The sequence below is a fragment of the Pedobacter planticolens genome (assembly GCF_014172375.1).
In the GTDB taxonomy this organism is placed as follows: domain Bacteria; phylum Bacteroidota; class Bacteroidia; order Sphingobacteriales; family Sphingobacteriaceae; genus Pedobacter; species Pedobacter planticolens.
In genome coordinates, this window is sequence record NZ_WNXD01000001.1 from 886,785 (window position 1) to 898,318 (window position 11,534).

At 35.5% G+C, this 11,534-nt stretch carries 7 protein-coding genes; 6 read left to right on the top strand and 1 reads right to left on the bottom strand.

Annotation, left to right across the window (positions count from 1 at the left end; genetic code table 11):
• The first annotated feature begins 64 nt into the window (after positions 1-64).
• Positions 65-1,567, top strand: coding sequence for an alpha-L-fucosidase (locus GM921_RS03805; RefSeq protein ID WP_182921282.1), 1,503 nt, complete (start codon positions 65-67; stop codon positions 1,565-1,567).
• 492 nt (positions 1,568-2,059) lie between these two features.
• Here the strand turns inward: GM921_RS03805 and GM921_RS03810 are convergent, their stop codons facing one another.
• Positions 2,060-2,257, bottom strand: coding sequence for a hypothetical protein (locus GM921_RS03810; protein WP_182921283.1), 198 nt, complete (start codon positions 2,255-2,257; stop codon positions 2,060-2,062).
• A gap of 548 nt (positions 2,258-2,805) precedes the next feature.
• Between GM921_RS03810 and GM921_RS03815 the strand changes: the two genes are divergently transcribed.
• The 5 genes from GM921_RS03815 to GM921_RS03835 all read left to right on the top strand — a co-directional run bounded on the left by GM921_RS03815 (position 2,806) and on the right by GM921_RS03835 (position 11,475).
• On the top strand, positions 2,806-3,279 hold the full coding sequence (locus GM921_RS03815; protein ID WP_182921284.1) for a pyrophosphohydrolase domain-containing protein: 474 nt from the start codon (positions 2,806-2,808) through the stop codon (positions 3,277-3,279).
• A gap of 209 nt (positions 3,280-3,488) precedes the next feature.
• Positions 3,489-3,950, top strand: a complete 462-nt coding sequence (locus GM921_RS03820; RefSeq protein ID WP_182921285.1) for a MaoC family dehydratase — start codon at positions 3,489-3,491, stop codon at positions 3,948-3,950.
• 355 nt (positions 3,951-4,305) lie between these two features.
• Complete coding sequence (locus GM921_RS03825; RefSeq protein WP_182921286.1) at positions 4,306-6,228, top strand: 7TM diverse intracellular signaling domain-containing protein; 1,923 nt, start codon at positions 4,306-4,308, stop codon at positions 6,226-6,228.
• A 292-nt stretch (positions 6,229-6,520) separates the two neighbouring features.
• Complete coding sequence (locus GM921_RS03830) at positions 6,521-9,730, top strand: SusC/RagA family TonB-linked outer membrane protein (protein ID WP_182921287.1); 3,210 nt, start codon at positions 6,521-6,523, stop codon at positions 9,728-9,730.
• Positions 9,731-9,735: 5 nt separating this feature from the next.
• Positions 9,736-11,475, top strand: coding sequence for a RagB/SusD family nutrient uptake outer membrane protein (locus tag GM921_RS03835; RefSeq protein WP_182921288.1), 1,740 nt, complete (start codon positions 9,736-9,738; stop codon positions 11,473-11,475).
• Positions 11,476-11,534 lie beyond the last annotated feature (59 nt).

The window sequence follows — 11,534 nt, forward strand, 5'->3', positions numbered from 1 at the left end:
GCGCAGCAAATCATATCTTAGTCAATAAATAGTACAGTACTCTACACCGAAATTATAACACAACATGAAACTATACCAACTTATTTTGCCCGCCTTATTGGTAACTAACTTGGCACAAGCCCAACAAAGTTATACAACCATTCAACCCGGAGAAACAGAAGCTCAAATCATTAAAAAAGCAGCCAATATTACGCCAACACCTAAACAATTACGTTGGCAACAATTAGAGTTAACCGCATTTTTTCACTTTGGTGTAAATACATTTACCGGTAAAGAATGGGGTACAGGAAAAGAAGATCCACAAATATTCAATCCAGCAAAGCTTGATGCCGAGCAGTGGGTAAAAACAACCAAAGAAGCAGGTTTTAAACAAGTAATTTTAACCGCTAAACACCACGATGGATTTTGCCTTTGGCCTACAAAAACAACTGCTCATTCTGTAAAAAGTAGCCCATGGAAAAACGGGAGTGGAGATGTTGTTGCAGAAGTTGCTGCGGCTTGTAAAAAGTATAAAATAGGGTTTGGTATCTATCTTTCCCCATGGGATATGAATTCAGCCGTTTACGGAACTGATGCCTATAACGATTTCTTCATAAATCAATTAACAGAGCTATTAACTAATTACGGTCAAATAGATGAAGTATGGTTTGATGGAGCAAATGGAGAAGGACCTAACGGGAAAAAACAAGTATATGATTTCAATAGATGGTATGCACATATCCGTAAATTGCAACCAAAAGCAGTAATCGCTATTATGGGTCCAGATGTACGTTGGGTAGGTACAGAAAGTGGTTATGGAAGAGAAACCGAATGGAGTGTATTGCCAACAGCAGAACAAAACCAAGAGAAAATCTCAGCAGGCTCACAAAAAGAAGTAAATGTAGTGCCAGCCCTAACAGGCTCTTATAAAGATCAAGATCGTGGCGGCAGAAGTAAATTAGTAGGTGCAACAGGTTTAGTGTGGTATCCAGCAGAAACAGATGTGTCTATCAGACCAGGTTGGTTCTATCACTCATCAGAGGATGATAAAGTGAAATCTCCAGAAAAATTGCTTGATATTTATTACAACTCCGTTGGAAAAAATAGCGTATTGCTAGTAAATATTCCGCCAGATAAAAATGGATTGATTAATGAAAACGACATCAAAAATTTACAAGGTTGGACTAAACTTAGAGAAGAAACCTTTAAAATAAATCTAGCTAAAGGTGCTGTAATTACATCTCCCAATGGGATAAACACAAAAGCATTACTTGATGGCAAGTATGCTACAAATTGGACAACCAAAGGAACAGGCACTACAGCCATTATCGAACTAAACCTAAAAACACCAAAAACCTTTGATGTACTTTCTGTTCAAGAAAACATCAGTATTGGTCAACGCGTAGAAAAATTCACATTCCAATATTGGGATGGTAAAGAGTGGAAAAACGCAGCACAAGGAACAACCATTGGGTATAAACGCTTAATTAAGTTTAAAGCCGTTACCGCCAGCAAAGTGAGATTAAAAATTGAACAATCACGTTTAAACCCTACTATTTCCGAATTTGGTTTGTATAAGGAGAAATAATTAAGAAACTAAATTCCCCTCCTTTGGAAGGGTGCCTGTGCCAAAGGCATCCCTTTGGAAAAAGGCGGTGTGGTTTTTTAACACGCTCGTCATTCCCGCAAAAGCGGGAATCTTAAAGCACAAAATAAATAAAGCTTTAACTATGTTCTCTATGCGGTTAAAAATAAATATTGCGAAAAGCAAACACAGTAACACCTATTAAAGCAAGCCCTGTTTTACACTCCAATCTTTTTGTGTTAATGTTTTCCGTCATTTCGAGCGCAGCCGAGAACCACGAAGTGCTCAGCGAAGCTAAACCTTTAGGCAAGGCAATTCAACAAGATATCCGACACAAAAAGTATTTCCATTACAATCAGGTTTAAAAAACCTAAAACAGTACAAAAAACTTAAAAGAAATCCAGCACCTGCAAAAAGAAACCTAATACCTGCAATCTTTGTAATGTCAACTGCTCAGCTTAACCTGTTCACTGCGCCGCTTAACCTATCAACTGCTCAGCTTAACCTAGTAACTGCACTGCTTAACCTGTTCACTGCGCCGCTTAACCTATCAACTGCATCGCTTGATCTGTCAACTGCTCTGCTTAACCTGTCAACTGCTCTGCTTAACCCATCAACTGCTCTGCTCAACCTGTCCACTGCACCGCTTAACCTAGCAACTAGAACTAGTTTTCCATCCTGCAACCTTCCCAAAACCACAGTCCATCCCTAAGTACGCCATCCGGCCTTGTAGCATCCCGAAGGAGAAAGCATTAAACCGAGTAGCTTTTCGCTACGAGCTCAAACAAACAATTAAAAACAATAAACCAAGTTGTTTAAACTTCAGCACAAACTTTCAAAAACCACAACACAAAACAATGAGCCTTTCGATCCTTCATCGAACCTGCTGCTTGTTGCCTTAAAAGTTTTAATAGCTTAATCCGAGAACCACGATTGCTCTTGAGGACAAAAAACAATATATGCTACCGAAAAAATGATACTAAGCCTTGATCTTTTGTTTCTTTTCTATCAAGAGATACTGCGAAGCATTCTTGAATACCCCTAAAATAAACACTCATGAAAAACGAACGAGCCATAGCGGCGGCGAGCTAAAAAAGAAACCCTTCACTTCAACTTCGCTCAGTGGAAGCTCACTTAGAATGATAAACATCTTTTTTGTTAATATCAATTTATATGTTGATAAGAAAATTTGCCCTTCCCTATAAATAATATAAACTTCGTATCTCAAATCAAAACAAAAAATGGAAGATTTAAAAGCATTAAGCCAAGTTGCCGAATTTCACAAAACCTTTAAACACCCAATTCTAGACCAAGCCACAATACCTACAAAAGAAAGAAGTCAGTTAAGAATTGATTTAATTGCCGAAGAATTAGAAGAGCTACAAGAAGCAGTTAATGATGGGAATATGGTAGAAATTGCTGATGCATTGTGTGATTTACAATATGTGTTAGCAGGTGCAGTATTAGAATTTGGATTAGGTGCACAGTTTAAGTCGCTTTTTGATGAAGTCCATCGCTCAAATATGAGTAAAGCCTGCAAAACGATAGAAGAAGCGAACGAAACCATTGCACATTATAAAGCTAATGGAAACGTAGATGCGTACTATAAAGAAATTGATTCGTTGTTTTTAGTCTATAGAAATGGAGACCATAAAACCTTAAAATCAATCAATTATTCTCCTGCCAATTTAAAAGGGTTATTGATTAATCAGTAACTGATTAGGGATTATGTATGTCAGTCTGAGCTAGCCTGCACTGAGCATAGTCGAAGTGAAGACCCTTGTTTATCCTTCAACAAGCTCAGGATGACAATTGATTACACTCAGGATGAGTAGACTATAAATTACTAGTATGAAATTTAAGCAGTTTCTAAACAAAATCTAATTTTAAATGTTAATTTTAGCATATCAGCAAACTAAAATATATGTTAATAGTTAATAATTACGAAGAATTTGAAGCTCATTTAGGAGAAGTATTAGGGATTTCTCAATGGCATACCATTACGCAACAACAAATCAATTTGTTTTCAGATGCTACATTAGATCATCAATGGATTCACACCGACCCTGAAAGATCAGCTATTGAGAGTCCTTTTAAGAAAACTATTGCACATGGCTACTTAACGCTTTCACTCATCCCATATTTATGGAAACAGATTGCAGATATCCGTAATATTAAAATGGAGATTAATTACGGCATTGAAAGTTTTAAATTTGGTCAGGCAGTAGTGGTAGATAGTGAAGTACGTTTAAAAGCAAAACTAAAAAGCATTGCTAATTTAAGGGGAATTACCAAAGTTTCAATTGAAGCAGAATTAGAAATTAAAGATCAGCCAAAACCTGCTTATACTGGTGCCGTACAATTCTTGTATCATTTTAATTCATAAGCTCATTGCCCGATTTATTTTTAACTGGAGTTCGATTATTTTAAATTAAAATAGATTTTCTTCTACACTCGTCATTCCCAACTTGATTGGGAATCCTAATGCAATAAGAGGTTTTTTTACGCATTACGATTCCCGTTTTCACGGGAATGACGAGCAAGATTCCGCTTAGCGTTAAGGTAGGGCGACGACCGTTTTTGCAATAATAACCTCATCTTCAAAAATTAGCTAACTATATTAAGTATTTGTTGATATATTTAAACTTTGCAAATCAATCAACCAAATTAGCATTTCTTCGATATCATAGGTAATAGCGTTTAAATCTAATAGCTAGTTCTGTGATTTCAATTCGTTAATTATGTTAAAAAGACTACTAAGTATTTTTATTTTTTTGATTACTGTAGCCGCTTGTAATCAGCTATATGCACAGCAAGCTGTTGAATTAAATACCACATCTAAAGAACATATTTTTGTAAATAAAGAAATTGTTTGTTTAGAAGATACAAGTAGTAAGCTTACACTAAATGAGATAAGAAGTGCTGCTTATTTCAATAAATTTATACCTAACAAAGATTTTTACCCAAAAAATTATAACCGCTCATCGGCGTATTGGTATCGTATTAAGGTTACGTTTACAAAAGATTTAGGCCATTCTGCAATAATTGAATTTTTTGATCAAATTACAGATCATATCGAATCATATTTGCCTGATCAGTCTGGTAATTACGTGAAGAGTTTTGCTGGTGCAGATTTAACATTCACCGAGCGATCATTTCAACATAAAAATTTTGAATTTTTAATAAACGACACTAAAAAAGGAGAATATTACTATTATTTCAGAGTAAAATCTAAAGATCAAGTTAATGTAATTATTGTTTTTAGAACGGTAGAACGGTTTATAGGCTATGCGCTTTCTGAGTATATTGTGTTTGGCTTTTTCTATGGGATGATTGTGATTTTTAGTTTTCACAACCTTTTAATGTTCCTTGCCGTAAAACGAAGACAATACCTATTTTATATCCTCTATATTTTAAGTGTTGGTTTATATGAAATGTCAACCGATGGAATTGCATTTCAGTATTTATGGCCAAATCATCCCGTTTGGAACGAATATGCATACGGAGTTGCCTTATTCTTTTTAAGTTCATTTGGGTTAATTTTTACCAAAGAGCTTTTGCACGTAAAAATTAAAGCACCAACAATAAATACCGTTATTAATGTTTTATTGTTTGTTCGTTTCTTATTTTTCTTAAGCTGTTTATTTTATAATCCAGATTGGTTTAAATACAAATTTTTAGAATTTATTCCATTGTCGCTTTGCTTTTCTACGGGTATATACATCTGGTGGAAGAAAAAATATGGACCAGCTAGGTTCTTTGTACTGGGCTATTCCTTCTTATTTTTAGGTTTCATTATTAAAATCGTTCATATTTTAGGCTGGTCTAGGCTTTTTATTGGTAATGTAATAGGCTATTACAGTTTAAGTTTCGGGTTTCTGTTAGAAATGGTTTTCCTCTCATTTGCCATAGGCGATCAGGTACGGATTTTAAGACGGAAGAAAGAGAATGCTAGAAAACAGATTATGAAACAAATGCAAGTTAATGCCGAATTGAAAGATAGCATTAATAGAGATTTGGAGATTAAAGTAGCAGAACGAACTAAAGAAGTACAACTAAAATCGAAAGAGCTTCAGCAACAAAACATTACCATTGAACATCAAAATGAAGAGTTATTAGTGATAAATTCCTTATTAGCTCAGCAGTCTGAAGAAATATCCAGAATGAATATTCTGTTAGAAAAAGACAATATCACCTTAAAAACAAATATTGAAAAAGTAACAGATGCTCGTGTAAATGCTACTGAACTAGATTTTGATGAGTTTAGTTTAAAATACCCAGATCGTGATTCGTGCTATAAATTTTTAGCAGATATGAAATGGGAGAATGGCTATGCTTGTATAAAATGTAAAAACACTAGCTATTGTAATGGTAAAGTGCCTTTTAATCGTAGGTGTACTAAATGTGCGTATGAAGAATCTGTATTACACCATACTATTTTCGAAAATAATCGCATCCCTATAAATAAGGCCTTCTATTTGGTATACCTCATGTATAATCATAAAGGCGCAATTTCTTCTCACAAACTATCAGAAAAGTTAGGGATTAGACAAAGTACCTGCTGGACGTATGCTGCGAAAGTGAAAAAAGTAATGGAAGAACGTAAAAAAGATCTTAAAGGTGTGGGTAAATCTGGCTGGAGTAAGCTCGTTCTAGAGAAATAATTCCAAATAATACCCTTCCTGTTGCCCTAAACAAAGATTGTTGATAAAATTTGCATCTTTTTTTTAATGCGCATAAAGCGTATCAATCCCTATTTTGATATTTCTATAATCAATCACTAAATCAACTACTTAGTGATTTTTCTATTTGCGCATAAAGCGTATCAAAATATTCATAACTAATTAAATATCAGTTATTTATGAGTTTTTTTATTTGCAATTCTAAAAGGTATTGCTCTATATTTACCACACCAAATATTTTGGTCATTACTAAACCAACCAAATTGTAAACTGTATGAGGAAAATTCTACTAAAAAGAATTTTGCGGAAAATTTCAATAACACTGCTCTGGTGTTTTATTCTGCAAATTAATGCTTCGACTACTTACGCAAAAAGTAGTACAACAATCAATTACTCAACATTAAAAATTGATTTTAGAGAAAACAACAATTTCAAAGTCAGTACTTCAGCAACAAATTTATTTGCCGATGTATCTGGAGTTGTAAAAGATGCTAATGGATCTCCAATACCTGGTGTTGGCGTTAAAGTTAAAGGAACGCAAAATGCAGTTAGTACCGATGGGGATGGTAAATTCACATTAAGAAACGTAAGTACTGGAGCGGTAATCGAGTTTACCAGTATCGGTATGAAAACTCAAGATGTTGTTTACAATGGTCAAACGACTATTCAAATAACCTTACTTGATGATGCAACAGGCCTTAATGAAGTAATTGTAACAGCTTATGGCGGAAGTCAAAAAAGATCAAGTGTAACTGCTGCAATCTCTCAAATTAGCGCTTCTGAGGTGATGAAATCTCCAACACCAAATCCAACAAATGCATTAATCGGTAAACTACCAGGTTTAATTGCAGTACAAACTAGTGGTCAGCCAGGAGCCGATGCAGCTTTACTAAGGGTTCGTGGTATTTCTACACTAAATGCAGCAAATTCAGCTGCAATTGTAGTTGTGGATGGTATCGAACGCCCTAGTTTTTCTGATGTAGATCCAAACGAAATTGAAACGGTAACCGTGCTAAAAGATGCAGCTTCAACAGCTGTATATGGTTTAAAAGGTGCGAATGGTGTAATTGTAATTACTACCAAACAAGGTAAAATTGGCAAACCAAAAGTAACGTACACAGGTAATTACGCTGCTCAAACCTATACAGGATTGGCTATCGGATTACCTGCCTATGAAAATGCTTCTTTGTTAAATCTATCTTATCGTAATGATGGTAAAACAGCTCCATTTTCAGATGCGGAAATTCAAAAATTTGCAGATAAATCTGATCCAATAGGCTATCCTGATGTGCAATGGTTTGATTATTTAACTAAAAAGTATTATTCTCAAACGCAACACAATATTCAAATTAATGGTGGGACTAAAGTATCTAAGTATTTTGTGTCTGCTGGTTATGCTTTTCAGGATGGTATTTTTAAGAAATTTCCATCACCATACGGTATAAATACAGTTCCAAATTACAATAGATACAATTTCCGTTCTAATGTTGATTTAACCTTAAATAAAGATTTTACGGTAGGTATTAAGTTGGGTGGTCGTTTTGCAACACGTTACCAACCTTCTGGTTTATTATCTTCATCAGCTTTCTCTTACGATACTATCGAAGGAATGATTTCTCGTATTTTACAAGTTCCAGCCTATGCGTATCCTGTTACTTTACCCGATGGAAGAATTACAGCAAATCCAAATGTGGGTACCAATATTTGGAATCCATACGCGGTTTTAACACGTTTTGGTACACGTAATGATGATATCAATACGATAGAAAGTACATTCAATGTAAACTATAAATTAGATTTTGTTACTAAAGGTTTAGCATTTAAAGGAAACTTTGCTTATGATTCGTATTATAACAATGTTGAAAGAAGAAATGCCAACTGGGCATCTTACGTATATAACCCACAAACAGGTGCGGTAACTTTATCAACCGATACGAGAAATCGTGACGAACCTTTAGGTGCTGTACAAGATGGTGGTATAACTACAGGAAACACTACGACCAACTTGCAGGCGGGTTTTACCTATGCAAGAGTATTTGGTAAGCACAATGTTAGTGCATTAGCATTGGGTACTCGTCAATTGATAAGGGGAGTGGGTACTACCACTTTTACAGCTCCTCCAAGAGCAGCACAAGGCGTAGTTGGAAATGTTGACTATAACTATGATGATCGTTATTTCATTGGCGCAAGTGCAACTTATAATGGTTCAGAAAACTTTGCGCCAGGATTAAGATATGGTTTCTTCCCAGCTTTCTCTGCTGGTTATACCTTAACAAATGAACATTTTTGGAACAAGAATAAAGTATTGAGTTATTTGAAATTTAGAGGTAGTTATGGTTTGGTTGGTAACGATCAAGGTATTGGCCGTTTCTTGTACTTAACTTCTTATAATCCTTCTGGTCCATCAGTGCCATTTGGTAACCCATCGTCTATTACCAACTTCCCAACGGTAAATCTTCCAGATGCTAACTTAGGTAATCCCGAGTTAACTTGGGAAACAGGTACCAAAAGAAATATTGGTATGGAAGCCCGTTTATTTACTGATCGCCTGAAAATAACAGCAGATATTTTTGATGAAACGCGTAAAGATATTTTGCTTGATCCATTAAGTGGCTCTGCTTTATTCGGACATGTTTATCCAAAACTAAATAGAGGTGTTGTTTATAATAAAGGATATGAAGTTGAAATAGATTATCAAGGTAAAATTGGTAATGTACTACTTGGTATCAACGGACAAGTTGGTTATGCCAAAAACAGAATTGTTGAAAATGATGAACCAGAAGGTCTTCCTGCATCACAAGTAAGAAAAGGAACAACTGTTGGACAGTTTTTTGGATATGTGAACGATGGATTTTATACTTCGGCTGCAGATATTGCTGCTTCACCTAAACAACAAGGCTTTAATCCAATTCCTGGAGATTTAAAATTCAAGGATTTAGATGGCGATGGTATCATAACCACATTAGATCAGCAAGCAATTGGTTATTCTAATAGTCCAGAGTATATCTACAGTTTCACACCTCGTTTTAGCTATAAAGCATTTAGCTTTTCTGCTATGTTCCAAGGTGCTGCACATGTAAGCTCAAACGTAATTTTATCAGAACAAAATAATGGTCAGCAAATGTATGAGTTCATGTTAAACTCGTGGACACCAGCCAATGCTGCAACTGCTACTTGGCCTGCATTACACTCAAGAGGAACAGCATCATTAAACTACTCGAATAATGATTATACACTTCAAAACAGTGCTTACCTGAAACTTAGGAACGTAGAAATCTCTTATAATTTGCCTCAAAGCTTTATGAAAAGCTTAAAAATTGCAAGTGCTAGAGTGTATTTAAATGGACAGAACTTATACACTTGGACCAAATTTAAGATGTACGTAGATCCAGAAAACTTAAACGTGGTAAATCAGGCTTTTCCATTGCAAGCACTTTATCCGAGCTCGAGAGTTTACAATATTGGTTTACAAGTTAATTTCTAAAGATGATGAAAAACTATAAAATATATACAGCAGTTGTTTTATTAACGCTCTGTTTGGTTTCCTGCAAAAAGGATTTCTTGGAAAGGACGCCAGGAACTCCATTAAGTGAGGAAGAAATCTTTGCAGATCCTGCTCAGGCAGCCAAATTTGCAGATAATGCTTATAACTATACCATTACAAAATATGTTCGTTTTAATGATCACAGAGGATGTGTGGCACAAGCCTCAGATGAAGCCGTTTCTGGTAACTCTGAAGGAACTGTTACATCACTAAACCGTGGTTTATACCATGAACATTCAACTCAAGCATCTTTAAATGATATTGGTGATATCTGGAAAAGAATGTATGCAGGAATTGCCATCAATAATAAAATGTTGGCTAATTTATCAAAAGTACCGCCAGCACCACCTGCAACTGTTCCAATTTTCGATCCGAAAAGGGTAGAAGGTGAAATGCGGTTTCTACGTGCCATGTCTTATTTCGAATTGACCAAAAGATTTGGTGGCGTTCCAATTATAGATAAAGTATATGAAGTAAAAGATGATATCAATATTCCACGTTCATCATTTGCTACAGTAACTGCATTTATTTTGAGCGATTTAGAAATTGCAATTAACAAACTTGGTGAAGAAGGAACTTATACTGCTTCCAATTACGGTAGACCAACTGTTGGTGCGGCTCAAGCATTAAAAGCTCGTGTATTGTTATATGCTGCTAGTCCATTAAATAATCCAACGGGAGATAAAACCAAATGGAAAGCTGCTGCAGATGCTTCACTTGCCTTAATGGATGGAAGATATGCTCTACAAGCTACTTATGGCGATATATTGAATGTTCCAAATTCTCCAGAATATATCATGATTAGAATTAAAGGAAATACGCCTTTAGCTGGTGAAATGATGCAAGATTTCTCTATGTCTCCAGGCTCTGGTGGTGCGCAAGGTCAAATGAACCCTACGCAAAACCACGTAGATATGTACGAAATGGCGAATGGTAAAGCAATTACAGACCCAACTTCTGGTTATGATCCAAATAATCCTTATGTGGGTAGAGAACCTCGTTTTTACAATAATATTATTTACAACGATTTGCCATGGCAGGGTAGAAGAATACAGATGTGGTCTACGCTTACTACAGCGGGTACACCTCCAGTTACTTCAACTACTTATGGTTTAGATTGGAATCCTGGTAACATCACTTACACTGCAACTCGTTATTACTGCAAAAAATACTGGCCAGAAGTATACAGAACTGTAGGTGGAAGCACAACTTTATTGAATTACATCTATTTCCGCTATGCAGAAGTATTATTAAACTATGCAGAAGCACAAAATGAGGCAGATTATAAGGTTGATGACGCTACTGTTTACAAAGCGCTTGATGATATTCGTAAACGTGCTGGTATTGCATTAGGTGTAAATGGTCATTATGGGTTAAAATCTGCAATGAGTCAAGTCGAAATGCGTGATGCGATTAGACACGAACGTGCTATAGAATTAGCTTTTGAAGATCACCGCTGGTATGATATTATGCGCTGGAAAATTGGCGCAACTACTATTGGTGTACCAATGAAAGGTATGGATGTGTTTAAGAATGCAAATGGTTCTTTCACGTATACACCAATCGTTTTAGGTGTGGGTTTCCAAAAAACATGGACTGAAAAGCAAAACCTTTATCCAGTTCCTAGAACTGAGATTTATAAAAGTAAAGGGGTGCTTACTCAAAACCCAGGTTGGGAAAATTAGTTAATCAATATAACGCTAAAAAGATTTTATTCAATTATGAAATTATCAAAATCAAAATA